At 59.9% G+C, this 26,817-nt stretch carries 23 protein-coding genes and 2 pseudogenes; 8 read left to right on the top strand and 17 right to left on the bottom strand.

Annotation, left to right across the window (positions count from 1 at the left end; all coding sequences use genetic code 11):
* Positions 1–43 precede the first annotated feature (43 nt).
* Complete coding sequence (locus tag ACIP1X_RS08625; protein WP_400751131.1) at positions 44–1,021, bottom strand: TerC family protein; 978 nt, start codon at positions 1,019–1,021, stop codon at positions 44–46.
* 196 nt (positions 1,022–1,217) lie between these two features.
* Here ACIP1X_RS08625 and ACIP1X_RS08620 point away from each other — a divergent pair, with 196 nt between their 5' ends.
* On the top strand, positions 1,218–2,159 hold the full coding sequence (locus tag ACIP1X_RS08620) for a Dyp-type peroxidase (protein ID WP_400751129.1): 942 nt from the start codon (positions 1,218–1,220) through the stop codon (positions 2,157–2,159).
* Here ACIP1X_RS08620 and ACIP1X_RS08615 read toward each other — a convergent pair whose 3' ends face one another.
* Positions 2,160–2,948 carry an AraC family transcriptional regulator gene (locus tag ACIP1X_RS08615; protein WP_400751126.1) on the bottom strand — a complete coding sequence of 263 codons (789 nt, stop codon included), beginning with the start codon at positions 2,946–2,948 and terminating at the stop codon, positions 2,160–2,162.
* Between the two features lie 84 nt (positions 2,949–3,032).
* Between ACIP1X_RS08615 and ACIP1X_RS08610 the strand changes: the two genes are divergently transcribed.
* A complete protein-coding gene (locus ACIP1X_RS08610; RefSeq protein ID WP_053121226.1) occupies positions 3,033–4,031 on the top strand; it encodes a bile acid:sodium symporter family protein in 999 nt (332 codons plus the stop codon).
* Positions 4,032–4,689: 658 nt separating this feature from the next.
* Here ACIP1X_RS08610 and ACIP1X_RS08605 read toward each other — a convergent pair.
* From ACIP1X_RS08605 to ACIP1X_RS08595, 3 genes and pseudogenes are all read right to left on the bottom strand, one after another.
* Positions 4,690–4,875, bottom strand: a pseudogene (locus ACIP1X_RS08605) (hypothetical protein); the annotation flags it as partial.
* Between the two features lie 737 nt (positions 4,876–5,612).
* The gene (locus ACIP1X_RS08600; RefSeq protein ID WP_400751124.1) at positions 5,613–6,785 is read right to left on the bottom strand and encodes a cystathionine gamma-synthase; all 1,173 of its coding nucleotides are present in this window, start codon (positions 6,783–6,785) and stop codon (positions 5,613–5,615) included.
* A complete protein-coding gene (locus ACIP1X_RS08595; protein ID WP_053121219.1) occupies positions 6,782–8,158 on the bottom strand; it encodes a pyridoxal-phosphate dependent enzyme in 1,377 nt (458 codons plus the stop codon). The genes ACIP1X_RS08600 and ACIP1X_RS08595 overlap by 4 nt, the downstream gene beginning before the upstream one ends.
* A 301-nt stretch (positions 8,159–8,459) precedes the next feature.
* Here ACIP1X_RS08595 and metE point away from each other — a divergent pair, with 301 nt between their 5' ends.
* Positions 8,460–10,748 carry a 5-methyltetrahydropteroyltriglutamate--homocysteine S-methyltransferase gene (gene metE, locus ACIP1X_RS08590; protein ID WP_400751219.1) on the top strand — a complete coding sequence of 763 codons (2,289 nt, stop codon included), beginning with the start codon at positions 8,460–8,462 and terminating at the stop codon, positions 10,746–10,748.
* 831 nt (positions 10,749–11,579) lie between these two features.
* On the opposite strand, the gene ACIP1X_RS08585 is transcribed toward metE, so the two are convergent.
* The 8 genes from ACIP1X_RS08585 to phnD all read right to left on the bottom strand — a co-directional run bounded on the left by ACIP1X_RS08585 (position 11,580) and on the right by phnD (position 19,738).
* On the bottom strand, positions 11,580–12,515 hold the full coding sequence (locus tag ACIP1X_RS08585) for a Ppx/GppA family phosphatase (RefSeq protein WP_400751121.1): 936 nt from the start codon (positions 12,513–12,515) through the stop codon (positions 11,580–11,582).
* Between the two features lie 336 nt (positions 12,516–12,851).
* Positions 12,852–13,679, bottom strand: coding sequence for a phosphonoacetaldehyde hydrolase (gene phnX, locus ACIP1X_RS08580; RefSeq protein ID WP_400751119.1), 828 nt, complete (start codon positions 13,677–13,679; stop codon positions 12,852–12,854).
* Between the two features lie 76 nt (positions 13,680–13,755).
* Complete coding sequence (locus ACIP1X_RS08575) at positions 13,756–14,625, bottom strand: LysR substrate-binding domain-containing protein (RefSeq protein ID WP_053121214.1); 870 nt, start codon at positions 14,623–14,625, stop codon at positions 13,756–13,758.
* Positions 14,626–14,635: 10 nt separating this feature from the next.
* A complete protein-coding gene (locus tag ACIP1X_RS08570) occupies positions 14,636–15,931 on the bottom strand; it encodes an MFS transporter (protein WP_064392989.1) in 1,296 nt (431 codons plus the stop codon).
* Between the two features lie 129 nt (positions 15,932–16,060).
* Positions 16,061–17,152, bottom strand: a complete 1,092-nt coding sequence (psrA, locus tag ACIP1X_RS08565; protein WP_400751117.1) for an iron-containing alcohol dehydrogenase PsrA — start codon at positions 17,150–17,152, stop codon at positions 16,061–16,063.
* Positions 17,153–17,262: 110 nt separating this feature from the next.
* On the bottom strand, positions 17,263–18,081 hold the full coding sequence (gene phnE, locus ACIP1X_RS08560; RefSeq protein WP_400751115.1) for a phosphonate ABC transporter, permease protein PhnE: 819 nt from the start codon (positions 18,079–18,081) through the stop codon (positions 17,263–17,265).
* Between the two features lie 2 nt (positions 18,082–18,083).
* Positions 18,084–18,875 carry a phosphonate ABC transporter ATP-binding protein gene (phnC, locus tag ACIP1X_RS08555; protein ID WP_400751113.1) on the bottom strand — a complete coding sequence of 264 codons (792 nt, stop codon included), beginning with the start codon at positions 18,873–18,875 and terminating at the stop codon, positions 18,084–18,086.
* Positions 18,872–19,738 carry a phosphonate ABC transporter substrate-binding protein gene (gene phnD / locus ACIP1X_RS08550; RefSeq protein ID WP_400751110.1) on the bottom strand — a complete coding sequence of 289 codons (867 nt, stop codon included), beginning with the start codon at positions 19,736–19,738 and terminating at the stop codon, positions 18,872–18,874. The genes phnC and phnD overlap by 4 nt, the downstream gene beginning before the upstream one ends.
* A gap of 109 nt (positions 19,739–19,847) precedes the next feature.
* Here phnD and ACIP1X_RS08545 point away from each other — a divergent pair, with 109 nt between their 5' ends.
* From ACIP1X_RS08545 to map, 3 genes are all read left to right on the top strand, one after another.
* Positions 19,848–20,705: a LysR substrate-binding domain-containing protein gene (locus tag ACIP1X_RS08545; protein ID WP_400751108.1), complete on the top strand. Its 858-nt coding sequence runs from the start codon at positions 19,848–19,850 to the stop codon at positions 20,703–20,705.
* Positions 20,706–20,772: 67 nt separating this feature from the next.
* Positions 20,773–21,000, top strand: a complete 228-nt coding sequence (locus ACIP1X_RS08540; RefSeq protein ID WP_007918027.1) for a ParD-like family protein — start codon at positions 20,773–20,775, stop codon at positions 20,998–21,000.
* Positions 20,997–21,788: a type I methionyl aminopeptidase gene (map, locus tag ACIP1X_RS08535; protein WP_212549322.1), complete on the top strand. Its 792-nt coding sequence runs from the start codon at positions 20,997–20,999 to the stop codon at positions 21,786–21,788. Before ACIP1X_RS08540 ends, map begins: the two co-directional genes overlap by 4 nt.
* 126 nt (positions 21,789–21,914) lie before the next feature.
* On the opposite strand, the gene ACIP1X_RS08530 is transcribed toward map, so the two are convergent.
* The gene (locus tag ACIP1X_RS08530; protein ID WP_400751105.1) at positions 21,915–22,808 is read right to left on the bottom strand and encodes an alpha/beta fold hydrolase; all 894 of its coding nucleotides are present in this window, start codon (positions 22,806–22,808) and stop codon (positions 21,915–21,917) included.
* A 31-nt stretch (positions 22,809–22,839) separates the two neighbouring features.
* Positions 22,840–23,637: a crotonase/enoyl-CoA hydratase family protein gene (locus ACIP1X_RS08525; protein ID WP_122594262.1), complete on the bottom strand. Its 798-nt coding sequence runs from the start codon at positions 23,635–23,637 to the stop codon at positions 22,840–22,842.
* Positions 23,638–23,786: 149 nt separating this feature from the next.
* On the opposite strand from ACIP1X_RS08525, the gene ACIP1X_RS08520 reads away from it, so the two are divergent.
* A complete protein-coding gene (locus ACIP1X_RS08520; protein ID WP_053121198.1) occupies positions 23,787–24,362 on the top strand; it encodes a TetR/AcrR family transcriptional regulator in 576 nt (191 codons plus the stop codon).
* 81 nt (positions 24,363–24,443) lie between these two features.
* Positions 24,444–25,169, top strand: a complete 726-nt coding sequence (locus tag ACIP1X_RS08515) for a transporter substrate-binding domain-containing protein (protein ID WP_400751102.1) — start codon at positions 24,444–24,446, stop codon at positions 25,167–25,169.
* Positions 25,170–25,448: 279 nt separating this feature from the next.
* Here the strand turns inward: ACIP1X_RS08515 and ACIP1X_RS08510 are convergent, their stop codons facing one another.
* Complete coding sequence (locus ACIP1X_RS08510) at positions 25,449–26,603, bottom strand: ABC transporter ATP-binding protein (RefSeq protein WP_400751100.1); 1,155 nt, start codon at positions 26,601–26,603, stop codon at positions 25,449–25,451.
* A gap of 16 nt (positions 26,604–26,619) precedes the next feature.
* Positions 26,620–26,817 (bottom strand): annotated as a pseudogene (locus ACIP1X_RS08505) (hypothetical protein); the annotation flags it as partial.

The following is a 26,817-nucleotide window of genomic DNA, read 5'->3' as shown; positions in this document are numbered from 1 at the left end:
TTTTTAAAAATCAAAGTCAAAAGATCGCAGCCTGCGGCAGCTCCTACAGGGCTTCGGTTTGGTTTTGTTTTCGGGTGATGACCAGACTCAGCAACACCGAACCAAAAATCACCCCGCCCACCACCAGCAGCGACCACTCCACCGGCATGTGAAACCATGGCATCAGCACCATTTTTCCGCCGATAAACACCAGCACAATCGCCAGCCCGTACTTGAGCAAATGAAAGCGGTCAGCCATGTCCGCCAGCAGGAAGTACAGCGCGCGTAGTCCCATGATCGCGAAGATGTTCGAGGTGAACACAATGAACGGGTCCGTGGTCACGGCGAAGATCGCCGGGATGCTGTCGACCGCGAACATCAAATCACTGGCCTCGATCAATACCAGCACCAGAAACATCGGCGTCGCCCAGCGCACACCGTTTTGCAGGACAAAAAAGCGCTCACCATGAAAGTCACTGGTGATGCGCATATGACCGCGCACCCAGCGCAGCAAAGGGTTCTTGTCCAGATCCGGTTGCTGGTCGGCAAACACCAGCATCTTGATCCCGGTGATGATCAGGAACACGCCGAACGCGTACAGCAGCCATTCGAACTGCGACAGCAGCCACACGCCGGCGAAAATCATCACCGCGCGCATCACAATCGCCCCGAGCACGCCGTACAGCAGCACGCGGCGTTGCAACTCCGGCGGCACGGCGAAGTAGCTGAAAATCATCACGAAGATGAACATGTTGTCGATCGACAGCGATTGCTCGATCAGATAACCGGTGAGAAATTCCAGGGTCTTCTGCCGGGCGATATCGGCACCGAATTCGCCGTGCAAATACCACCACAACAGCGCGGCGAAACTCAGTGCCAACAAGCACCAGGCAATCACCCAGGACAAGGCTTCGCGCACTGAGACGCGGTGCGCCTTGCGCCCGCCGAACACAAAGAGATCCAATGCGAGCATCGCCAGCACGAAGACGACGAAGGCGCCCCACATCCACGGTTCGCCGATATTGATATTGGTTGAAGGCATGGCACGCTCCCTGTCTTTTATTCGATTAGCGTCAGACGTGGCCATGCTAGCGACGAGTTTGCGCGAAAGAAAAATCGTTTATTTCTGCGGTAGAGTTCGATAAAAACGAAGTGTCGGGCCATCAAGGCAGTCCGACTCATCCTCGAATTTCGGGTCGCACCTTTGGTGTAACCCCTACAGGGCGGCACTTTCAGCCATGCAAACCGACATCCTCGAACCGCAAGCCGTGTGCAGCCCGATCACCCGCAGCGCGATTTTTATCGTCGCGACACTCAATGAAGGCGCCGACGCCGCCGCAACCGTGAAAGGCTGGTGCGGCGACGTCGCCGGGCTAGTGCGCTCGGTCGGCAAGCGTGTGCCGTCAGGCAATCTGACCTGCATCTGCGGCTTTTCCTCGAACGCCTGGGATCGTTTATTTGGCAGCCCGCGACCGGCGTCCCTGCACGCGTTCCGCGAATTTGGCGGGGAAGGGCGGCACGCGCCGTCAACTCCCGGCGATCTGCTGCTGCACATCCGCGCCGATCAGATGGATCTGTGTTTTGAACTGGCGACACAAATCATGGCCGTGCTGGGCGATGCCGTCACCGTGGTCGACGAGGTGCAGGGTTTCCGTTATTTCGACATGCGCAGCATCATCGGTTTTGTCGACGGCACGGAAAACCCGGTCGGGCGCAAAGCGGTGAATTTCACCATCGTCGGTGATGAAGATCCGGGCTTCAGTGGCGGCAGCTACGTGCTGGTGCAGAAATACCTGCACAACATGACTGCGTGGAATTCGCTGAGCGTTGAGGCGCAGGAGCAAGTGATCGGCCGCAAGAAACTCTCTGACATCGAACTGGACGACTCGGTCAAACCTTCCAATTCACACAGTGCACTGACGACGATCACCACCGCCGAGGGCGAGGTGAAGATTCTGCGCGACAACATGCCGTTTGGCCGACCGGGGGCAGGGGAGTTTGGTACGTTCTTTATTGGCTATGCGCGTTCGCCTGAGCCGATGGAGCGGATGTTGGAGAATATGTTTGTCGGCAAGCCAGTCGGCAACTATGACAAGTTGCTGGATTTCAGCACTGCAGTTACCGGAAGTTTGTATTTTGTGCCATCGGCGGATTTGCTGGAAGAGTTGGCGGATCGCTGATCAACGAAAAAACTCCCCCGGCGTTTCGCCAAACTGCTGCCGAAACGCCGCAATAAACGCTGACGTCGAATCGTAACCACAGGCCAGCGCCACATCGGTGACGCGTTCACCTTTCTCCAGCGGCGTCAGTGCCCCGAGCAGGCGCAGGCGTTGGCGCCAGGCGCGGAACGTCAGGCCGGTGTCGCGCAGGAACAGGCGGGTGAGGGTCTTTTCGGTGATGCCAAATTTTTCGCTCCAGTGACTCAGGGTGGTCTGCTGCTCGGGGTGTTGCTCCAGGCTTTGGTAGATCTGTTTTAAACGCGCGTCCTGCGGCAGCGGCAGCATCAAATCGATCTGCGGCGCATCGGCCAGTTGATCGAGGATCACCTGCGCCATGCGCCCGTGCGGGCCGCTCTGGTCGTATTCCACCGGCACCTGACTGAACGCGCGGATCAGTTCGCGAAGCAAATCACTGACGCCGAGCACATGACAATGCTCAACCGCCCAGCCCGCCACACTGCAATCGATGTAGAGGCTGCGCATTTCCGTTTGCGGCGAACTGAATACCCGATGCGGCACACCGGCCGGAATCCACACCGCGCGCTCCGGTGGCGCGACAAAGCGGCCGGCGCTGGTCTGCACTTCGAGCACACCTTGAATCGCATACGACAACTGCACCCACGGGTGACTATGGCGCCGGGTCAGTGCGCGATTGGGCAGTGATTCCGTGCGTCCATACAGCGGACGCGGCAGGCTGGGCAGCCCGGGAATGCTGCGGCGGATGCTTTTTTCATGTCCTTTAGGCGGCATCTCAAGGCTCTTCGGCGTTAGTCGGTAATTTGCAGTCACGTTAGAGTCGTCGGCACGCACTGGCAACCCCCGGATAAAAACACCATGACTCGCCCAAGATTTTTGCCCGATAACTTCACCCTGACGCTGATCGGCGTTGTGCTGCTCGCCAGTTTTCTGCCGGCCAGCGGCCAGGTCGCGGTCGGTTTTGGCTGGCTGACCAATATCGCCATCGCGCTGCTGTTTTTCCTGCATGGCGCCAAGCTCTCTCGCGAATCAATCATCGCCGGCGCCGGTCACTGGCGTTTGCATCTGTTGGTGTTCGGCCTGACCTTCGTGTTGTTCCCGCTGTTGGGCCTGGCGCTGAAACCGCTGCTCTCACCGCTGATCGGCGACAAGCTGTACATGGGCATGTTGTACCTCTGCGCCTTGCCGGCCACGGTGCAGTCGGCGATTGCCTTCACCTCGCTGGCGCGGGGCAATATTCCGGCGGCGATTTGCAGCGCGGCGGCCTCGAGCCTGTTCGGCATTTTCCTCACACCATTGCTGGTGACGCTGTTGCTCAACGTCCACGGTGACGGCGGCTCGACGCTGGATGCGATCCTCAAGATCAGCGTGCAATTGCTCCTGCCGTTCATTGCCGGACAGATTGCCCGCCGCTGGATCGGCGCGTGGGTCGGCCGCAACAAGAGCTGGTTGAAATTCGTTGATCAGGGCTCGATTCTGCTGGTGGTGTACGGCGCGTTCAGCGAGGCGGTCAATGAAGGCATCTGGCATCAGATTCCGCTGATCGAGTTGCTGGGACTGGTGGTGGTTTGCTGCATTTTGCTGGCGCTGGTGCTGGTGGCCTCGACGCTGTTGGGCAAGGCGTTTGGCTTCAATCAGGAAGACCGCATCACCATCCTGTTCTGCGGCTCGAAAAAGAGCCTGGCCACCGGGGTGCCAATGGCGCAAGTGTTGTTTGCCGGCAGCACGATTGGCGTGTTGATTCTGCCGCTGATGTTGTTCCATCAGATTCAATTGATGGTCTGTGCGGTGTTGGCACAGCGTTATGCGAAACGACCGGAATCGGTGCCGGAGTTGATGGCACAGGTGGATCCGTAAGCTGACACCTCACGCCCGAACGCACGAATCCTTGTAGGCGCCGAGCTTGCTCGCGAAAGCGGTGTGTCTGCCATGATGATTTTGAATGTGCCGACGCCTTCGCGAGCAAGCTCGGCTCCTACAGGGTTTTGTGGCGTATGCGGATGCATTGACTGGCGCAGAACCAAAGTGGGAGTGGGCTTGCTCACGAAGGGGGCAGTGCATTCAACATGGATGTTGGCTGAGCAGACGCTTTCGCGAGCAAGCCCGCTCCCACAGGGTTGAGCGTCGTACACAAAATCCGCGGCACATCACAAATCATTGTAGGAGTGAGCCTGCTCGCGATGGCGTTGTGTCAGCCACCTTCTTCGGCGCAGACACTGCGCTATCGCGAGCAGGCTCACTCCTGCAGTTTTGTTTATTACTGGGGGCTGTTGAACTGGTCGGAATAGCTGCCAGTCATCAATGCCGACGCAACGCGATCAGAACCCACGCCAACGCGAGAATAGGCGAGACGGTTGGCGTTTAAGCGATCTGCGCCGTCGGATGCCACGGCACCCGCGCCGACATGATCGGATCCATCAGCGGCCACAGCATTCGCGCCGACATGATCGGAGCCGTCAGCAGCCACCGCACCCGCGCCGACATGATCAGAGCCGTCTGCTGCCACAGCACCCGTGCCGACGTGATCTGCGCCGTCTGCTGCCACCGCACCCGCGCCGACGTGATCAGAGCCGTCTGCTGCCACAGCACCCGCGCCGACGTGATCTGCGCCGTCTGCTGCCACCGCATTCGCGCCGACATGATCAGAACCGTCCGCAGCAACCGCACCCGCCCCAACATGATCCGACCCATCCGCCGCCACCGCTTGCGGCTGTCCGGCCCAGACTCCGGGAGCCACCATCGTTGCCGCTACTGCGAATACAACGCCTGACAAAAGCTTGTGATTCATAATCTTCTCCACGACCCGTCAGCCACAACGCAGTTGAGCAATGCCTGCCATTCGATCACAGGCGTTCGGCTCACTGGCTTGGGTCTAGCTAATTGGCGATTGGCACGGGCGCACCATCGAGATGCACGGGTGTCGACGATTTGAACGGCTCCGCAAAGGCAACTGAACCAGTATAGATGGGCATTTGCCCGCCATTGGCCGGAAGGACGAAGGGTGAGGGGATAGTCGTTTCGCTTCCTTGCAGCCACGCGCAAAAAAGAAATCCGTCTAAAAACACTGAACCGGTTTGCGCAGGCTTTGCTAGGCTAAAACAGGTAGGCGAAGACGCAGACTGATGCGCAATCGGATAGCAAGGAGACGTGGGGCGCGTTCCGAAGGGTTCACGGTTAGAAAGATCTCCGCGCTGAGATCCAGCCCTTATGCCGTGTGAAGCAGCTGAGACCGTTACTTTCACCCTTGGTCCAGTACTGTGAGACTCCCGATAAACCTTGTAAGCCAGAGACCAGCACTGGCCGCCTACTCAAACACCAAAGCCCGCCCAGTGCGGGCTTTGTCGTTCTCCACAGGTCTCCCTTGTACCCCTGTGGCGAGGGGATTTAGCGAAACGTCGCACCGCCCCGATGGGCTGCGAAGCAGCCCCCTTCAAGGCCCTACATCCCAGCCAAAGCCTGCGCCAAATCCCCCCTTAGATCCTCAACATCCTCAACCCCCACTGACAGCCGCACCAACCCGTCACCAATCCCGAGTCTGGCCCGCGTCTCAGCCGGAATCGTCGCATGCGTCATGATCGCCGGATGCTCGATCAAACTCTCCACGCCGCCCAGACTTTCCGCCAACGCAAAAATCTTCACGTTCTCTAAAAACCGCCGCGCACCGGCCAGATCACTATTCAGATCAACAGAAATCATCCCGCCAAAACCACGCATCTGCCGCTTGGCCAACTCATGCTGCGGATGCGACGGCAGCCCCGGATAGTAGACACGTTTGACCTGCGGCTGCTGCTCCAGCCACTGCGCCAGCTCTAGCGCATTGCTGCAATGACGCTCCATGCGCAGCGCCAATGTCTTCACTCCGCGCAAGGTCAGAAACGCATCGAACGGCCCGGCAATCGCCCCGACGGCGTTTTGCAGAAAACCCAGTTTCTCCGCCAGTTCAGCGTTCTGCCCAACCACGGCAATCCCGCCAATCACATCGGAGTGGCCGTTCAAATACTTGGTGGTCGAGTGCAGCACGATGTCGAAACCCAGCTCCAGCGGCCGCTGGATATAGGGACTGGCGAAGGTGTTGTCGGCCACGCAAATAATCCCGCGTGCGCGGCAGATACGCGCAATCGCGGCCAGATCCGACAGGCTCAGCAGCGGGTTGGTCGGCGTCTCGACCATGACCATCCGCGTGTCGTCCTGCAATGACGCTTCGAACGCCGACAGATCCGCCAGATCGACGAAGCTGAAACGATGCCCGGCGCTGCGCTGACGCACCTTGTCGAATAGACGGAACGTTCCACCGTACAGATCGTTGCCGGAAACAATGTGCGAGCCGGCATCGAGCAATTCCAGCACCGTCGAAATCGTCGCCAGCCCTGAAGCAAACGCAAACGCCTGCGTGCCACCTTCAAGATCCGCCACGCAACGCTCCAGCGCGAAGCGCGTCGGGTTGTGCGAGCGGCCGTAATCGAAACCCTTGTGCACGCCGGGGCTGTCTTGCAGATAGGTGGAGTTGGCGTAGATCGGCGGCATCAGCGCGCCGGTGGTCGGATCCGGTTCCTGCCCGGCGTGGATCACCCGGGTCGCGAAGCCTTGAGATTTATTGTCGTGCTGACTCATGCGAGGGATCTCCGTAATTGGTTGAGCATGTCGACGCGGGTGATCAGGCCATGGAAGCCCGAAGCGTCAGCGATGATAGCGACGAGGCCACGGCTGAGCACGCTTTCCAGCTCGGCCAGATCGGCGTTCGGCGCGAGGGTTTGCAGCTTGTCGGTCATGGCGCTGGTCACCGGTTTGCGGAAGTGCGCGGCATCCTCATGGACGCCGAGCAGAATGTCCGACTCATCGATCACGCCGACCAATTGCTTGCCGTCGATCAACACCGGCAACTGCGAAACGTCGGCCAGGCGCATGCGCTGGAACGCGGTCAGCAGGGTGTCGTCGGGGCCGACGCTGATCACCCGGCCATCTTCAAAACGACGGGCAACCAGGTCGCGTAAATCACCGTAGCCTTTGCGTTTGAGCAGGCCCTGATCGGTCATCCATTGATCGTTGTAAACCTTCGACAGATAGCGCGTGCCGGTGTCGCAGACGAAACTGACTACGCGCTTCGGCTCAGTCTGTTCGCGGCAATAACGCAGCGCGGCGGCGAGGAGTGTGCCGGTGGAGGAGCCGCCGAGAATGCCCTCGGCCTTGAGTAATTGACGGGCATGATCGAAGCTTTCTTCGTCGCTGATCGAGTAGGCGTGGCGCACGCTGGAGAGGTCGGTGATCGACGGAATAAAATCTTCACCGATGCCTTCCACCGCCCATGAACCGGGCGTCGGCAGGCTGCCGTCGCGGCTGTATTGCGCCATGACCGAGCCGACCGGATCGGCCAAGACCATTTCCAGATCCGGTTGCACGCGTTTGAAGAAACGGGTCAAACCGGTCAGCGTGCCGGCCGAGCCAACGCCCACCACAATCGCGTCCAGATCATGTTCGGTCTGCGCCCAGATCTCCGGCGCGGTGCTGCATTCGTGGGCCAGCGGATTGGCGGGGTTGTTGAACTGGTCGGCGAAAAACGCGCCGGGAATGTCTTTCGCCAAGCGTGCGGCGACGTCCTGGTAATACTCGGGATGACCCTTGCCGACATCGGAGCGGGTGATGTGCACCTCGGCGCCCATGGCTTTCAAGTGCAGGACTTTCTCGGTGGACATTTTGTCCGGCACCACCAAAACCACCCGATAACCTTTGGCGCGGCCGACCAGTGCCAAGCCCAGACCGGTGTTGCCGGCCGTCGCTTCGACGATGGTGCCACCCGGTTGCAGACGGCCATCGCGTTCAGCGGCGTCGATCATTGCCAGGCCGATGCGATCCTTGATCGAGCCGCCGGGGTTCTGTGATTCGAGTTTTAGAAACAGCGTGCAGGGCCCGGTATCAAAGCGGGTCACTTGCACCAGCGGAGTGTTGCCGATCAGCCCAAGTACGGCAGGGCGGGATTCCTTTGACATGTCTTCACCTCGGTGTTGGTGATTGATCGCGTTCCATTCGCGCAGAAGATGCTCGCAAGCAACATAGGCCCGGATGGCACCTCTCGCAACCCCGATCCCCGTAGGAGCTGCGGAACGCTGCGATCTTTTGATGTTGGTTTTTGAAGGGCGAGATCAAAAGATCGCAGCGTTCCTCAGCTCCTACAGGGGGGGTGAGGGATCATGAGGATTTTTTGTGATGATCAGGATTATATTGAGTTTGATTCACTTGCGACCGATGCCGACAATGCCCGCCATCAACAAGACATTGGAGTTGTTTGTTATGGCACTGGCCCATTCCCTTGGATTTCCGCGCATCGGTCGCGACCGCGAACTGAAAAAAGCGCAAGAGGCGTTCTGGAAAGGAGAACTGAACGAAGCGGGCCTGCGTGACGTCGGGCGCGAACTGCGCAAAGCACATTGGGACTTGCAGAAGAACGCCGGCATCGAGCTGTTGCCGGTCGGCGATTTCGCCTGGTACGACCAGGTGCTGACGCACTCGCTGATGTTCGGTGTGATCCCGGAGCGCTTCCGTCCGCACGACGGCAAAGCCAGTCTGCACACCCTGTTCGGCATGGCGCGTGGCGTCAGCGACAGTTGCTGCGGCGGTGCCCACGCCCAGGAAATGACCAAGTGGTTCGACACCAACTACCACTATCTCGTCCCGGAATTCAGCGCGGATCAACAGTTCCAGTTGGGTTGGGAACAGTTGTTCGAAGAAGTCGAAGAAGCCCGCGCGCTGGGGCACAACGTCAAACCGGTGATCATCGGCCCGCTGACCTATCTGTGGCTGGGCAAGGCCAAAGGCGCTGAGTTCGACAAGCTCGATTTGCTCGATCGTTTGTTGCCGCTGTACGGGCAGATCTTCTCGCGCCTCGCTGCTCAGGGCGTGGAGTGGGTGCAGATTGATGAGCCGATTCTGGTGCTCGATCTGCCTCAGGAATGGAAGAACGCATTCGAGCGCGCCTACAACCAGATCCAGCGTGATCCGCTGAAGAAACTGTTGGCCACATACTTTGGTGGCTTGGAAGAAAACCTTGGTCTGGCGGCGAATCTGCCGGTCGACGGTTTGCACATTGACCTGGTGCGTGCGCCGGAACAGTACCCGACGATTCTTGATCGTCTGCCGGCGTATAAAGTGTTGTCGCTGGGGGTGGTCAACGGCCGTAACGTCTGGCGCTGCGATCTGGAAAATGCCCTCGCGACTTTGCAGCATGCGCATGAGCGTCTGGGTGATCGTCTGTGGGTCGCGCCGTCCTGCTCGCTGTTGCACAGCCCGGTGGATCTGGGCCGTGAAGACAAGCTGGATGCCGAACTGAAAAGCTGGCTGGCCTTCGCCGTGCAGAAATGCGAGGAAGTGGCGGTTCTGGCCCAAGCGGTCAACGAGCCGGAAGCGCCGCGCGTGCTGCGCGCATTGACCCAGAGCCGTTCGGTGCAGGCTGCGCGTGCTGCATCGCCACGCATTCACAAACCGGCGGTTCAGGCGCGTGTGGCGGCGATCACTGCCAAGGACAGTCAGCGTCAATCGTTGTTTGCCCAGCGTATCGCCAAGCAGCGTGCCGGGCTCGATCTGCCGCTGTTTCCGACCACGACGATCGGTTCGTTCCCGCAAACCGCATCGATTCGTCTGGCTCGCCAGTCGTTCAAGCAAGGCAAGCTCAGCGAAGCCGAATACACCGAGGCGATGCACAGCGAAATCCGCCACGCGGTGGAGATTCAGGAGCGTTTGGGTCTTGATGTGTTGGTGCACGGTGAAGCCGAGCGCAATGACATGGTCGAGTACTTTGCCGAGCAACTCGACGGCTATGTGTTCACCCGTTTTGGCTGGGTGCAGAGCTACGGTTCGCGCTGTGTGAAACCGGCGGTGATTTTTGGTGATCTGAGCCGTCCGAAAGCCATGACCGTTGAATGGATTCGCTACGCCCAGGGCCTGACCCGCAAGGTCATGAAAGGCATGCTGACTGGCCCGGTGACCATGCTGATGTGGTCGTTCCCGCGTGAAGACGTTTCGCGTGAAGCGCAGGCGCGGCAACTGGCGCTGGCGATTCGCGATGAAGTGGTGGATCTGGAAGCCGCCGGCATCAAGATTGTGCAGATCGACGAGGCGGCGTTCCGTGAAGGTCTGCCGTTGCGTCGGGCGCAGTGGCAGCATTATCTGGATTGGGCGACTGAAGTGTTCCGTTTGTGCGCTTCGGGTGTGCGCGATGAAACGCAGATTCATACGCACATGTGCTACAGCGAATTCAACGACGTGATCGAGTCCATCGCGGCGATGGATGCCGACGTGATCACCATCGAAACTTCGCGCTCGGACATGGAATTGCTGGAGGCTTTCGAAGCTTTCGCCTACCCGAATGAAATCGGCCCGGGCGTCTACGACATCCACTCGCCACGGGTGCCGGATGCGTCGGAAATGGCCAATCTGTTGCGTAAAGCGGCCAAGCGTATCCCGGCGGAGCGCTTGTGGGTCAACCCCGACTGCGGCCTTAAAACCCGCGGCTGGCCAGAGACCGAAGCGGCGCTGGTGCACATGGTCACCGCTGCCCGGCAACTGCGCAAAGAATTGGCCTGACGCACAAAGAGCAAAACCTGTAGGAGCCGAGCTTGCTCGCGAAGGCGTCAGCACATTCAGCATCAGCTTTGAATGTACCGGCCTCTTCGCGGGCAAGCCCGGCTCCTACAAGGATTGGTGTTGATTACGGAACCGCGAATTAGCGCAAATCCTTGTGGGAGCGAGCCTGCTCGCGAAGGCTGTGGGGTTCTTTCTGACTGGGTACATATCCATTCCTGCGGTAACGGCGGCTTAGGGTTCCGCCCTTACGGCGGGTCACCTTTTCCAAACGCCGAAAAGGTAACCCAAAAGGCTTTGCCCCAGCGTTCGGCCCGCTCGCTGGGGCTCGGGGTTCCTTCGCTCCGGGATCCATCCGGGCGCATCGCCTCCGGTTTGCTTCGCTGCACCTCCTCTCGATGCATTTGGCTGCGCCAAACGGTCGCTGCGCTCCCACCCCCGGATAAATCCCTCCACTCAGCCTGCCGATGGGGCCTGTGAATCAAGATCAAGAGCAGGCGAGCTGACACTCGGCCTAATGGTCAACACTGCCACGGTAGGAGTGAGCCTGCTCGCGATAGCTATTTTTCAGGCATTGGTTTTGATGTGGGATGTACACAAAACCTGTGGGAGCTGGCTTGCCAGCGATGGCGGCGAGTCAGTCGACAGGGATTTTTGATGGGCCGGCCTCTTCGCTGGCAAGCCAGCTCCCACAGGTTTTGGGTGTCGGCGAATATTTTTGCTTCGACACATAACCCCTGTAGGAGCCGAGCTTGCTCGCGAAGGCGTCAGCACATTCAACATCAGCTTTGAATGTAAAGGCCTCTTCGCGAGCAAGCTCGGCTCCTACAAGGATCAGTGCTTGCTCATCAGGCCGTGCAGGACGCCGAGGCGCAGGCCGGGTTCGGAGGGGGCCATTTGCGAGATGCCGAATACTTTGAACGCCGCGAGCATCAACACCAATCCGCCGGGCAGGATGCTTTGGCGGTGCGGTTGCAGGCCGGCGAGGTGCAGCTGTTGCACATTGCTCACTTTCAGCAGAAGCAGGGCCAGGCGCAACAGGCCGGCGTAGGTGATGCCGTCCTTGTCGAAGTCATTGAGGTGATTGGCCTTGAGCACTTTGGCCAGCATGCGGGCGGTACCCGACGAGCCGATGGTCTGCTGCCAACCCTGACTCCGATAACGCCGGGCAACCCGTTCAAATTGCAGGATGGCGAAACGTTCGGCTTCTTGCAGGGCGCCGGCAGAAATATCACCGCCGCGAAAGAACCGCGTACTCAACGTGCCGCTGCCAATCGCGATGCTTTCGGTCAGCAACGCTTGCGAGCCCTGGCCGAGAATCAGCTCGGTGGAACCGCCGCCAATATCCACCACCAAACGCATATCTTCAGCACCCGGCAGGGCATGCGCCACACCGGCGTAGACCAGCCGCGCTTCTTCTTGCCCGGAAATCACATCAATGGGAAAACCCAGATGCCGCTCGGCGCTGGCCAGAAACAACTGCGCATTGTCCGCCTCACGCACCGCACTGGTGGCCACTGCGCGAACCCGACCGGCCTCGAAACCGCGCAATTTCTTGCCGAACCGCGCCAACGCCTGCCAGCCCCGATCCAGTGCCAGCGCATCCAGCGCGCCGCCGTCAAAACCTTCGGCGAGACGCACCGGCTCGCGCAGGGTTTTCACTTCCTGAATCAGCAGGCCTTTGCGACTGCGCAGCGACTGGCCGATCATCAAACGAAAGGCATTCGAACCCAGGTCGATGGCGGCAAACAGCGGGGCGTCTGGTTTCATGGGAATCCTTGCTGAATATGCGCCGGAAGGCTCAAGACGGTTTGCGAGGATTCTGCCGTTCCGTTGATGACATCCTGATGACGGGGCAGGGGCGGTTCAGTGAATTTGTCGCTGTCATGACACTGTCATTATTCAGCGTCTATGCTGGGGTCAATACATCGCGTGTTCTTGAAGTTTCTGCTGCCAGTTTTGGCAGCTTTTTTTTGCCTGCGATTTGAGCGAGGTCACCGATCGTTCCCATGCTCCGCGTGGGAATGCCTCTAGGGACGCTCTGCGTCCAGTGACGCGGAGCGTCACGGGCCGCATTCCCACGCAGAGCGTGGGAACGATCAGGTGTCAGCAGGCTTGTGGGGTTTCGCCTCGGGCCAGGCGCGCGTTGATGTCGTCGATGACCTCAGGCAAATCGGCAATGGTGTCGATCAAGTAATGCGGACGCGATGGCGCGAACATCTTGCCAATGCGCTCACGTTCTTCCGCGAGACGATCCGACGGCAACGCTTTGAACTGTTCGTAGGTCAATCCGAGCGCATTCCCCGAGCAAGTCAACGCCACCGTCCACATCCCCGCGCTACGCCCTTCGAGAATCCCCGGCCAGGTGTCATCAACCTTGACGCACGCGGCCACATCATCGATGCCCAAGGCAATCACGTTGGCCAACGACTGCGCCGGATACGGCCGGCCATTCGGCACTTCATCGGTGGCGACGACATGGTCAGCGACGTAACCATTGTCCCGCGCCAGTTCGACAACCTTGGCCATCACCACCGCCGGATATCCTGAGCACGAACCAATCTTCAAACCCTTGTCGCGCAACGCCGCAATCGCTTCGAGCGCACCTGGAATGACGGCCGAATGCAAAGCGATTTTCTCGATCTGCAACGGCATGAAGCGTTCGTAGATCGCCGTCACATCTTCGTCACTCGGCAAACGATCGAACGCGGCGCGATAGCGCTCGGCGATCTGCGGCAGGTCGCACAACGTGCGGATGTGATCCCATTTGCCCATGCCCATCGGGCCGCGCGCTTCCTCAAGCGATACCGCGACGCCGAACTCGGCAAAGGCCTCGACAAAAATCTGCGTCGGCGCGAACGAGCCGAAATCGACAACGGTGCCGGCCCAGTCAAGGATCGCGGCTTGCAGGTGAGTCGGGTTTTTGTACTGCATGGTCAAATCTCCGTTTTCGGGTAAGCGTGGGCCGTCCCTCGGCAATGAGGTAGGCGGTTTCAAGGGTCAATGCTGATCAGGTCAGCGGTGGATTCGAATCAAACAATTCGGCAATCACCGGTCGGTTGCGGCGGATGCCGAGGCAGCACAGGTGGTATTCGATGAAAAACGGGTGATCGACAAAGGTGATCGGCGTGGTGCCCGGGGTTTCGGCGTACTCGACGGCCGAAACAAAACCGATGCCGATGCCTTTGACGATCGCGTGCACGATGGCTTCGCGGCTGTTCAGTTGCATGACGCGGTTGAGGTCGATATCGAGGCGCTTGCAGCTTTCTTCGACCAGTTGCCGGGTGCGCGCACTTTGCTCGCGCATCACCCACTTCTCGCGGCTGATTTCGCTGATGTGAACCTGCGACTGGCTGGCCCACGGATGGTCATCGCGCACCACGGCAATGATCGGATAGCGGTGATACAGCCGCGTGTGGAAGCGCTCATCGAATTCCGACAACGCCAGAATCGCCACGTCGATATCGAAGTTGAACAGCCGCGCGAGGGTTTCCTTTTCCGAGGAAAACGAAGTTTCCAGTTCGATGTCCGGGTGCCGCTGCATCAGCTCGTAGGTCAGGTTCATCGCAATCGGCGGCGACACCGCACCAAGGCGCAGCATGCCGTTTTTGCGTTGCTTGAAACTCTGCAGCAGTTGCACCGCTTCGTCCTCCTGGCCGAACAAACCTTGAGTGATTGCGTAAAGCTTGTGCCCGGCGGAACTCATCTCTATGTAGCGCCCGCGCCGATGGAACAGCTCGACCGAAAAGGTTTTCTCCAGCGCGTTGACCTGCTCGCTGACGGTCGGCTGACCGACGCTGAGGTATTCCGCCGCCAGGGTGAAGCTGCCGGTCTTGGCCACCGCATGAAACGAACGCAACCACTTGTGATACTGGTACATGCAAGCCCCATCAGCGTCGAATGAACAATGCCACGGCCGCGCTGCACAGGCAGGCGCTGGTGACCACTATGAAGATGAGAGACGTGTTTGCCGTGGTGTCAAGCAAACGACCGATCAAAGGCTCGGCGAGGCCGGCAAACAGATAGGACGAAAAGTTCATGATCCCGGTTGCGGTGCCGGCGCGTTTGGCACCGACCAGATCCGGGCACAGCGCCCAGAAACTCGACGCCGGGCCATAAACGAAGAAGCCGCAAAGGAACAACGCGACCAGGCCGATCACGCTGTGCGGCGGCAGGCTCCACATCCACAGACTGGTCGCGGCGCCGAGGAACATATAAAGCATGATTGCCAGATAGCGCTTGGAACCGAACAGCTTGTCCGACACCCAGCCATTGCTCAACGCGCCAACCGCCATGCCGACCGGGAGGGCGACGGTGATCCATTTTGGATCGATCATGCCGTCGCCGCTTTTCCAGTCGGCGCCGAGAAAGTGCACCGGCACCCAGACGATCAAGCCGTAGCGCGCCGCGTTCTGAAAGCCCAGTGACAGCGCGGCGATCAGCAGGCGCGGATTCTTCAGCACGGCTTTATAGCGTTGCGCCGAGGTCTCGACTTCGCCATGCGCGGCTTCCTGATGTTTGTCGTCAGCGTTGGCCACGCCGGTATCGCCTACCGGTTCGAAGCCCAGGTCCTGCGGTCGTTCACGGGCGACTAGATAGAAAATGATCCCGCCGGCCAGCATCAGCAGCACCGGCAAACGGAAGATCCAGCGCCATTCCAGTTGCAGCACTTCGAGCACGACGATGGAGGTGACGTACGACAGAATCGACGCGCAACCGGCGGCGAAGGTGTAGAAGCCATAGACCTTGCCGCGCTCGCCGGCCGCCCACCAGTTGGCAATCAGCCGACCGCCCGGCGCCCAGCCCAAGGCCTGAAAGTACCCGTTGACGCCCCACGGCAGGATCAGACTGGTGAAACCGCCGGCAAAACTGGTCACCCAGTTCGCCGCGCAGGACAGCACCGCCCCCAGCGTCATGATCCGTCGGCCACCGAACTTATCGGCGAGGTTGCCGTTGATCGCCTGACCAATCGCGTAGGCCCACAGCATTGCAGCAGACGCCCAGCCGAGGGTTTCCTTGCTCAAACCGAACTCGGCCTGAATCCCCGGAATGGCAAAACCGAAGGTCTGCCGTCCGGTGTAGAAAAACAGGTAACAGAACATCGCCGCCAGCAGCATGCGCCACTGTGCGACCCGGAACGAGGCAGAACGTACGGCGAGACCAGGCATTGTTTCGGCACGATTCATGATCTTTTCCTTATTGTTGTGGGTTCCCGCCGTTTGTCGTCGGCGGGTGCACTCTTTTTCGGTGCGGCAGGAAATCACCACGGCTATGAGCCGTAGGCGGTGCTTGGGTTGATCGGGTGGCGTCGGGCGTCAGGCAGCTTGCGAACCGATGAAGTTCTTGCCGCGCGCGCCCTGCATCGCGAGGTGGATGATGTCTTCGGCGTCCTTGGCCGAGACGCCGTAATCGGCGAACTCGGTTTTCACTCCGAGGCTGTGGAGGAACTCACGCAATTGCTGTTGCGCGGTGAGCAGATCCTCGCCGAATACCCGTTGCAGGATGCGGTCACGCGTCGCGTCGTGACCCCAGGCCAGACCGAGCACCAGCGGCAGGGTGAAGGAGCAGGCGATGCCGTGGGGCAAGCCGTGGCGCAGGGTCATCTCGTAGGAAATCGAATGCGCCAGTGCGGTTTTGGTGTTGGAAAACGCCAGCCCGGCCTTGAGTGCGGCGAGGGCCATGCGCGTGCGCAACTCTTGGCTCGACAGGTCTTTTTGCAGACGCGGCAGGCATTCGAGAATGTCTTCGATGGCTGAAATGGCGAAGGTGTCGGAGACCGGATTGGCGTTGACGTTCCAGATCGCTTCCAGCGCGTGAGACAACGCATCGAGCCCGGTGGACACGGTGACGCTGGCCGGCACGGTGAGCATCAGTTGCGGATCGATGATCGCCACGCGCGGCCAGGTGCAGTCGAGGTGCAACGAATATTTTTTCTGGCTGGCGCTGTCCCAGATCGTCGCCCACGGCGTGACTTCGCTACCGGTGCCGGCGGTGGTCGGCGCGGCGATCAGCTGTTTGCAACGCGCGGGAGTGAACGCCTTGCCGGTCGCCAGCAGGGTCAACAACTCATCGAAATGTCCGGACTCGGTGCCGACGATCAACGCTTTGGCGGTATCGATGGCGCTGCCACCACCGACCGCGAGCACCACATCGCAATCACCGGCCTGCTGCCAGAACTGCTCATAAGTGCTGCGCAGATGGGCGACGTCAGGATTGGGCTGAACGTCTTCGAACACGTAGACCAGACGCTCACCGAGCAACGCTTGCAGGCGATCGACCAGCCCCAGCCCACGGGCCTCAGGGAAGGTGACGAGGGCCACGGTCTGCTGGTCGGTAATGGCAGCGAGGTCTTGCAGGCTGCCCCAGCCGAAACGGGTATCAACTGGGTTCTGGAAGCGGGCAGTCATGATGAATCCTTATTGTTGTTGTCGTGTGGCGCCATACTCAGCGCCCGTCGACAACGGCTCAAATCGATAATTCGCAGGTTTGAATCGGCTCAGCCGATAGCGCTTCGACGTCAGTGCGCCGAACCGCTCTGGATCGCCGCGCGCAGGCGGCTGGAGATCGCATCAGCGACGATCACCATGAACGTAATGACGATGATGCAAGTCGCGGTTTCCGGGTATTTGAACAACTTCAGGCTGCTCACCAGTTCGAAACCCAAGCCGCCGGCGCCGACCATGCCCAGCACCGTGGCCGAGCGCAGATTGACTTCGAAGCGGTACAAAATCACCGCAATCCACGCCGTGATCACCTGCGGCAAAACGCCAAACACGATCACCTGCAAGGGTCGTGCACCGGTCGCTTGCAGCGCTTCAATCGGGCCTTGATCGATCTCTTCGATGCTCTCGGCGAAGAACTTGCCGAGCATGCCCAGACCATGCAGCGCCAGCGCCAACACGCCGGGGAACGGGCCGAGGCCAACCGCCGAGACGAAGATCAGCGCGAGGATCAGTTCGTTGATGCTGCGGGTGAAATTCAGTGCCTGACGGGTGATGTGAAACACCCAGCGATTGCGGCTCAGATTGCGCGCGGCGAGAAACGACAGCGGAATCGCCAGCAACACGCCGAGCAGGGTGCCCCAAATGGCGATCTGCAAAGTCTCCACCGCTGGCGCGACCAGACGCGGCAGGATGCTCAGATCCGGTGGAAAAGTGCGTGAGAGAAAGTCACCAATCTGCGGCAATCCCGCTGCCAGTTCACCGAGGCTGAGTTGCGCACCTTGCGCGCTCCAGTTCAGCGTCCACAGTACGATCAGGACGATGCCGGCGGTGGTCAGCCAACCGCGTGTGCCACGGGGCCGCTCGCCGACCCACTGATAGTTTGGTGATTGCATGCTCAGGCCCTCGAGGCGGTGCGGTAGGACAGGGTGGGCGCCGGGACGTCAGCGGAGTGTTCTGCCGATTGCCCCGGATAGATTCGCGCCAGATCGGCGTCGGTCATGCTCGACGCTTTGCCATCGAACACCAGACTGCCGTGAGCGAGGCCGACCACGCGGTCGCCAAACTCGCGGGCGTATTCGACTTGATGCAGATTGCACAGCACGGTGATGCCCAGCTCGCGGGTGGCATCGCGCAGGTACTGCAACACCAGTCGCGCGGTTTTCGGATCGAGGCTGGCGATCGGTTCATCGGCCAGAATCACCTGCGGCCGTTGCGCCAAGGCACGGGCAATACCGACGCGCTGCTTCTGCCCGCCAGACAATGAATCGGTGCGCTCACCGGCCTTGTGCGCCAGTTCGACGCGTTCCAGGCATTGCATCGCCAGCGCCACATCGTCACGGCGGAACAGTTGCAGAATCGAGGCGAGGGTGCCGACGGAACCGAGGCGACCAGTCAGCACATTCTTCAATACGCTTAGGCGCGGCACGACGTTGTGGTGCTGAAAAATCATCGCCACTTCACGGCGCAAAACGCTAGTGTCGGGGCAAGCGAGGGCATCAATGCCCGCCACGTTCAGCGTGCCGCTGTCGGCCTTTGCCAGGCGATTGATGCAACGCAGCAAGGTCGATTTACCGGCGCCGGACTGACCGAGCACCACGACGAATTCGCCCGCAGCGACGTCAAGGTCGATGCCGCGCAGCACCGGGTTGCTGCCGTAGTGTTTGCTCAGTTGGCGGATGCTGATCATTTCATGCTCCGCAGATCGAGATCGAGCACTTTGGCGGTTTCGCGCACCACGTCATAGGACGCGTCGGTGGTGGGCTGGAAGCCATTGAGCACACCCTGATCGCCCCACGGCACGTCTTTGATCGAGGCCAATGCGTCGGCGACTTTTTTCTTCAATTCCGGATCGAGCGCCTTGCGCCAGACCATCGGCGACTCGGGGATCGGCTTGGAACTCCAGACGATGTCGAAGTCATCCTGCTTGACCACACCTTTGGCCACGGCGCTGGCGAAGATACGGTCAGCCACAGCGGCGGCGTCGACTTTCTTGTTCTCGACCGCAAGGATGCTGGCGTCGTGGGAACCGGAGAAAATCACGCGTTTGAACAAGGTGTCCGGCACAAACCCGGCCTGCTCCAGTCCTGCTTTCGGGAACAAATGACCGGAGGCCGAGCTTGGGTCAACGAACGCGAATGTATGGCCCTTGAGGTCGGCCAGCGAATGAATGCCGCTGTCCTTGCGCGCCAGAATCACACTCTTGTAAGCGCTCTGGCCGGTCTTCTTGGTCACCGCCACCGAGAACGCTTCGACGTCCGCCACCGAGGTCGCCAGCACGTAGGAGAACGGGCCGAGGTAGGCGACGTCGAGTTTGCCCGAGCGCAGCGCTTCGATGATGCCGTTGTAGTCGGTGGCCACGAACGGCACCACCGGCATGCCGATTTTGGCTTGCAGATCGTCAAGCACTTGTTTGCTCGATTCGATCATCGCCTGGGAGTCTTCCGAAGGGATCAGGCCAATGGTCAGTTTGTCCTTGGCCCAGACCTGGCTGGCACTCAGGGCAAGTACGGCAAGGCTGGCGGCACGCAGAAACTGGTTAATTGTTTTCATGGCATTCCACGGTGTGATTGGGAGTTGCCACAGGCTAGGTCTGTCACGTGACAGTCATTCAATCAATTCAATATGCGAAACCGCAGCTAACTATTGATGGAGTCTATGGATGTCGAGCGCCAAATTGCGGGCCTTTCTCGCCGTCGCCCGCCACGGCAGTTTCAGTGCCGGGGCGCGGGCGTCGGGGCTCAGTCAACCGACACTGACCACGCAGGTGCAAAGTCTGGAGCGTCAGCACAATGTCGAGCTGTTTCATCGGCGTGGGCGGCGGATTGAATTGTCGGATGTCGGTCGGCAATTGCTGCCCATCGCGCAACGGCTGGCCTTGCTGGAACTGGAAGCGCACAACCTGCTGCGCGACTCCGGGCGGCTCGACAGCGGCCAGCTCAAGGTCGGTGCGGTGGGGCCGTTTCATGTGATCGAAATGGTCGACAGTTACCTGCAACAGCATCCGAATATCGACGTGTCGATCCGGGTCGGTAACTCGGCGCAAGTGTTATCGGATCTGGAAAATTACGTCACCGACATCGCCGTGCTGGCCGGGCGTCAGGATGATCCGGCGTTGTGTTCAGTGCGTTATGCGCGGCACGCGATCATCTTGTTCGCGCACCATGAGCATCCGCTGGCCAATCGCGGCAGCGTGCGTCTGGAGGAACTGGAAGGGCAGCGCCTGCTGCAACGTGAGCCCGGTTCGACCACGCGGCTGGTGCTGGAGCAGGCGCTGAATGCGGCGCAGGTAAAACCGCGCATCGCCATGGAAATCGGCAGTCGTGAGGCGTTGCGTGAAGCGGTGGTGCGCGGGCTGGGATTGGGTGTGGTGTCGGAAGCGGAGTTTATTGCCGACCCGAAAATCCGCACGATCAGAATCGAGGGCGAAGAGCTGTTCACCGAGACGTATCTTTATTGCTTGGCAGAACGGCGTTCCAGTCGGCTCATTTCGTCGTTTTTCGATGCGGCGCTCGGCTGAGGGTTTGCAATCTCCGGCGAGGCTTGGCTAATATACGTTCCATATACACATCGTATCGGATTCATATATGGGCATCGTAAAGATTTCAGAGGACATGCACGAGAATCTGCGGATCTCCAGCAACGCCCTCAGCCGCTCGATCAACGCGCAAGCTGAGCACTGGATGCGCATCGGCATGCTCGCCGAACTGCACCCCAACCTCGACCACAGCGCCATTTGCCGCTTGCTGATCCGCGCCGAACAAAATGGCGGGCTCGACCTGCAACAACTGACTCAGGAAGCCGTCAGCGCATGAGAAACCAGATCAAGATCAACACCCCGGCCGACATCGCCCAATCGCGCGCTGCCGGCAAACTCGCCGCTGAAGTGCTGGCAATGCTGGTGCCGCACATCAAGGCCGGCGTGACCACCGATGAACTGGATCGGCTGTGCAACGACTACATCGTCAACGTGCAGAAAGCGGTGCCGGCCAACGTCGGCTATCACGGCTTTCCGAAAACCGTCTGCGCCTCGGTTAATGACGTGGTGTGCCACGGCATTCCATCGGGGACGCCGTTGAAGGATGGCGACATCGTCAACCTCGACATCGCGGTGATCAAGGACGGCTGGTTCGGTGACACCAGCCGCATGTACGTGGTCGGTGAGGCGACGCCTGAGGCGCAGCACCTGATCAAGACCACTTACGAAGCGATGTGCGCGGGTATTCGCGTGGTGAAACCGGGCGCGACGTTGGGCGACATCGGCCACGCGATCCAGAGCCTGGCGGAAAAGGAAGGCTTCAGCGTCGTGCGCGAGTATTGCGGGCACGGGATCGGCAAGGTCTATCACGACGAGCCGCAGATTCTGCATTACGGTTTTCCCAATCAGGGCATGAAGCTCAAGGCCGGGATGATTTTTACCGTGGAGCCGATGCTCAATGCCGGCAAGCGTCATGTGAAAAACATGCCCGATGGCTGGACGGTGCTGACCAAGGATGGCTCGTTGTCGGCGCAGTGGGAGCATATGGTGGCGGTGACGGAGACCGGCTTCGAAATTCTCACCGCCTGGCCGGACGAAATCGAAGGCTACTCCCCAATCACCTAAACACCACAAAACCCCTGTGGGAGCGAGCTTGCTCGCGAAGAGGCCGTGTCAGTCAACATCAACATTGAATGACACAGCGCATTCGCGAGCAGGCTCGCTCCCACATTTGGACTGCATGCGTACCGGTTATGTGGTGTGTGCAGGGACGCTTTGCAGCCAATCAAGCACCTCATCCCACAACGGCTGTGCGCTTTCACGGAAGTAACCCATGTGCCCGTACGGTTTGCTGCCCAGTGGCGGCTGCAGATCCAGCAATGTCAGCGGCGCATTCACCATGGCTTTGACAAACGCATCGCGCGAACGCGGCGGCGCCCACGGATCATCGACCGACGTGGCGAAAACGCATGGCGTTGTGACCTCGGCGTAGAGCGCGCGCAGATGACCCATCTCAGGATCGTCGAAGTAGTAATGGGGATATTTGCACCAGCGCTTCCAGTCGAGGTAAACGCCCAGCGGCAAGTCATCGCCCATGCCGAGCACGCTCCAGGCCATGTAGCCTTTGCGGGCGACAATCAGCGGCAGCACAAACTTCCACATCAGGCGGATTTTCCAGCCTTCGCTTCGGGACATCCAGCCGCTCCACCCCGCGCCACTGCCCAAGGTGTAGCAAGCGGTGAGGGCGTGGTGATTGGGCAGCAGGCCAATCGCATGGCCGCCAAACGAGTGACCGACCCAATACAACGGCAACGCTTCATGGCTGAGCAAATCCACTGCCGCCGCCAGATCCTGATAAGCCCAATCCAGATAAGACATCTCAAAGCCTTTGAGGGAAGCCGGCTTCGATTCACCGATGCCCCGGTAATCGAGGGTCAGCACGTGAAAGCCTTGGCGCGCCGCATGCTCGGCAAAGCGCCGATAAAAACGCTGTTGCACCCCGGTGGCGCCGGCCATGATCAGGTTGCCTTTGACCGCGCCCGGCGCGCTGTAGCGCTTGGCTGACAACGGATAACCATCGCGGGCAATGAGGGCGATGTCCTGTCTCTGGATCGATTCGGTGAAGGCTGCGGCCATGGTGTTCATGAAATTGTTCCGAGTGAGTTGAGCAAAGCCTTCAGCGACCTTTGAACTGCGGTTCGCGCTTTTGCATCATCGCCATGACGCCTTCGCGGACATCCTCGGTTTTGATCAGGGCCAGCAGTTGTTCATCAAGCTTCGACAGTGCCGCATCGTCACCCTGATCCTGCGCCAGAAACGCCGATTGCAGCGTCGCCTGAATCGCCAGAGGCGCAGCCTTGGCAATGCATTCGGCGTATTCGATGGCGCGTGCCAGAGTCTGGCCGGGTGCGACCACTTCGGTCAGCAGGCGCATGTGCAGGGCGGCAGTGGCATCGAACTCTTCCCCCGTGAGCATGTAGCGCATGGCGGCGGTCCAGCCCGCTGCGCGGGTGAAGCGCACGGTGGAACCGCCGGCGGGTGAGATCCCGCGTAACACTTCCAGATGAGCGAAACGGGCATTGGTGGCGGCAATGCTGATGTCGGCGTTGAGCATCAATTCGATGCCCGCCGTCCAGCAAATGCCTTCAATGGCAACCACCACCGGTTTACGCCTGCGCGGTTTGGAAACGCCCCATGGGTCGATGCCTTCTTCAGGATACTTGAAGGCGCCTGACACCAGTTTCGGCGTCAGCTCCATCAAGTCCAGGCCTGCGGTGAAGTGCTCGCCATGCGCGAACAGCACGGCGCAGCGGAGTTCGTCATTGCGCTCATACTCGCCGATGGCCAATGCCAGGTCCGTCAGCATTGCACTGTCGAATGCGTTGCGTTTGCCGGCGCGATCCAGACCGATCAAAAACAACTGACCGCGTTGTTCGCGGGTGACTCGGCCGGGGCCACTGTTGGCTTCGTTCATCTCTGCTCTCCCTGATTTTTTGTCGGCGGCCAGTTACTGACCATCTGTTCGGTAAATAGAAACTAAACGAACAGTTGGTAACCGTCAAATTGAGAAGGGCAGGCTTATGTCATAGAATCACCGCCAGTTATCCGGATCAGGAAATACCCGTGCGACCGTTGAAAATCCCCCGTGAAGAGCTGCTCCTGCGGTGCGCCAATACCTTCAAACGCCTTGGCTACCATGGCACCACCATGGACGTACTCGCGTCCGCTTGCGGCTTTACCAAGGCTTCGTTCTATCACCACTATCCGAATAAGGAGGCCTTGCTGCGTGACGTGCTCGACTGGACGCATCAGGTCATCAACCAGACCTTGTTTGCCGTGGCCTTCGACGAAAAACTCACGCCACAAGAACGCCTGAGCAAAATGGGCCGCAAGGCTGCGCGGCTGTTTCAGAATGACTCGATTGGTTGCCTGATGGGCGTGGTGGCGGTCGATGCTGCGTACGGTAAAAGTGAATTGCTGGAGCCGATTCGCGGCTTTTTCGATGCATGGGCCAAGGCGTTTGCGCATTTGCTGGAAGGCGAGGTCGATGAGGGACAAGCCTTGCTGACCGCTCGACAATGGGTGGCGGATTACGAGGGGGCGATTCTGCTGGCTCGGGTCTATGGTGACGCGGCTTACATCGATGCGGTGACGCGTCGGGCGCTGGAACACTTGAGTGCCTGTCAGGCACCGACATAAGGCTTACGCGCTGTGTGTTGTGTCCTCGACAGTGTCAGCCACGACGCACACTGACTTTTTATCCGATCAGGGAGCAACACCATGAGTGCAATCACCCCGGCCGTGATGGCCGATCTCGCGCCCGACGGCGTGCTGCATGCCGCCATCAATTTTGGCAACCCGGTGCTGGCACAGCGCGGGGCGGACGGTGCGCCGCAGGGTGTTTCGGTGGCATTGGCCAGAGCATTGGCTGCCGAGCTGGGTGTCGAATTGGAGTTGCGCACCTTTGATGCGGCGGGCAAGGTTTTCGCGGCGCTGGAGGAGGGCGTATGGAACCTGGCGTTTCTCGCCATCGAGCCGGTGCGCGAAGCGCAGATTGCGTTCAGCGAGCCTTACGTGATCATTGAAGGGACTTATCTGGTCGAGGCGCAGGCCCCGTATCGCAACGTCGAGGATCTCGATCAGCCAGGATTGCGACTGGCCGTTGGCAAAGGCGCAGCCTACGACCTGTTCCTCAGTCGCACGCTGCAGCACGCACAATTGGAGCGTGCCGAAACCTCGGCGGGTGCCGTTGACCTGTTTATCGAGCATCACCTGGATGCCGCCGCCGGTGTCCGTCAGCCCTTGCAGAAAGTCGCGGATGCCGGCGCGCGTTACCGCGTGCTGGACGGTGCATTCACGGCGATTCGCCAGGCCATGGCCGTGCCCCGTGGGCGCAGGGCCGGCGCGGCGTATGTGCGGGCGTTTGTCGAGCGCAAGAAGGCTGAGGGGTTTGTCGCTGCAGCGCTCGCCGAGAGCGGACAGGGCGATGTGACCGTTGCGCCTTGAGACCAAAAAAAGGGCCACCGCGGCCCGACGCTTGGGTGGCCCTGAGGGGGACATTCTTGAAATGACGGCAGACCCTGTGGGAGCGAGCCTGCTCGCGAAGAGGCCGTGTCAGTCAACCTTAACGTTGAATGACACACCGCATTCGCGAGCAGGCTCGCTCCCACATTTGGAATGCATTCCTGTAGGAGCTGTCGAGTGAAACGAGGCTGCGATCTTTTGATCTTGTTTTTAACGGCTAGATCAAAAGATCGCAGCCTTCGGCAGCTCCTACAGGGGTTTTCAGTGGGAGCCGGCAGCTTTGTTGAGGTCGCTTTCGCTCCATTCGGTGTAGACGCAGGCATCAGCCGTGGCCCAGCGCACTTGTACCGGGTCGCCGGCCTTGAGCGGCATGCCCGCGGCTGACAATGCTTTCACCGTCATTGAGGTGCCGCCCGAGGTGACCACGCTGCACGTCTGGCTCTCGCCGAGGAACAGCACCTCAACCACCTTGGCCGCCACTTCATTCCACCCCGACGGCAACGGTTCGCTGATCGCTTGCGCCACGCTCAACGCCTGCGCTTTTTCCGGCCGCACCATCAGCAACACATCCTGATCGGTGTGCAACCCCGCGGTCAGGCGAATCGATAATGACTGCCCTTCAAAAGAAGCCGCCGCATTGCCCTGCGCCTTGAGCTTGAGGAAGTTCGAGTTACCGAGGAACGACGCGACAAACGCATTCGGCGGATTCTGATACAGGTCATAACCACTGCCCAATCCAACAATCTTGCCGTGACTGAAAATCGCGATGCGTTGCGACAAACGCATGGCTTCTTCCTGGTCGTGGGTCACGTAAACGATGGTGATGCCCAGACGGCGATGCAATTGGCGCAGTTCGTCCTGCAAATCTTCGCGCAGTTTTTTGTCCAGCGCGCCGAGCGGTTCGTCCATCAGCAGAATGCGCGGTTCGTAAACCAGCGCCCGGGCAATAGCCACGCGTTGTTGCTGGCCGCCAGACAGTTGCGAAGGGCGGCGATGAGCGAACTGATCGAGCTGCACTAGTTTCAACATCGCATCGACACGCTTGTCGCGCTCAGCCGCCGCGAGTTTGCGAATCGCCAGAGGAAACGCAATGTTGTCGCGCACCGACAGGTGCGGGAACAGCGAATAGCGTTGAAACACCATGCCGATGTCACGCTTGTGCGGCGGCACATTGACCAACGATTCACCGTTGACGAGGATCTCGCCGCTACTCGGCGTTTCAAACCCGGCGAGCATCGACAGCGTGGTGCTTTTGCCCGAGCCGCTAGAGCCGAGAAAGGTAAGGAATTCACCGTCCTTGATGTCCAGCGAAATGTTGTCGACGGCGGCAAAGTCGCCGTAGTGCTTGTTCAGGTTGCGCAGGCTGACCAGGGGTTTGTCGTTCTGCTGGGATGCGTCTTTGATCACGGCACTCATGTCGTACTCCTGGCGCTCAGGCGCTGATTTCGTTGCGCCGGCGCAGTGCGGCGGCGATCACCATGACCAATACCGACAAGCCGATCAGCAGCGTCGAAGCGACGGCGATCACTGGCGTCAGGTCCTGGCGCAAGGTGGTCCACATTTTCACGGGAAGGGTTTGCAGGCCTTTGCCGTCGACCCCTTCAACCGAGGTTTTGCCGGCAGTGTTGTG

It is taken from the genome of Pseudomonas sp. NPDC088885 (assembly GCF_044750025.1).
GTDB lineage: Bacteria > Pseudomonadota > Gammaproteobacteria > Pseudomonadales > Pseudomonadaceae > Aquipseudomonas > Aquipseudomonas rustica.
This window is presented reverse-complemented; position numbering and strand designations above follow the sequence as displayed.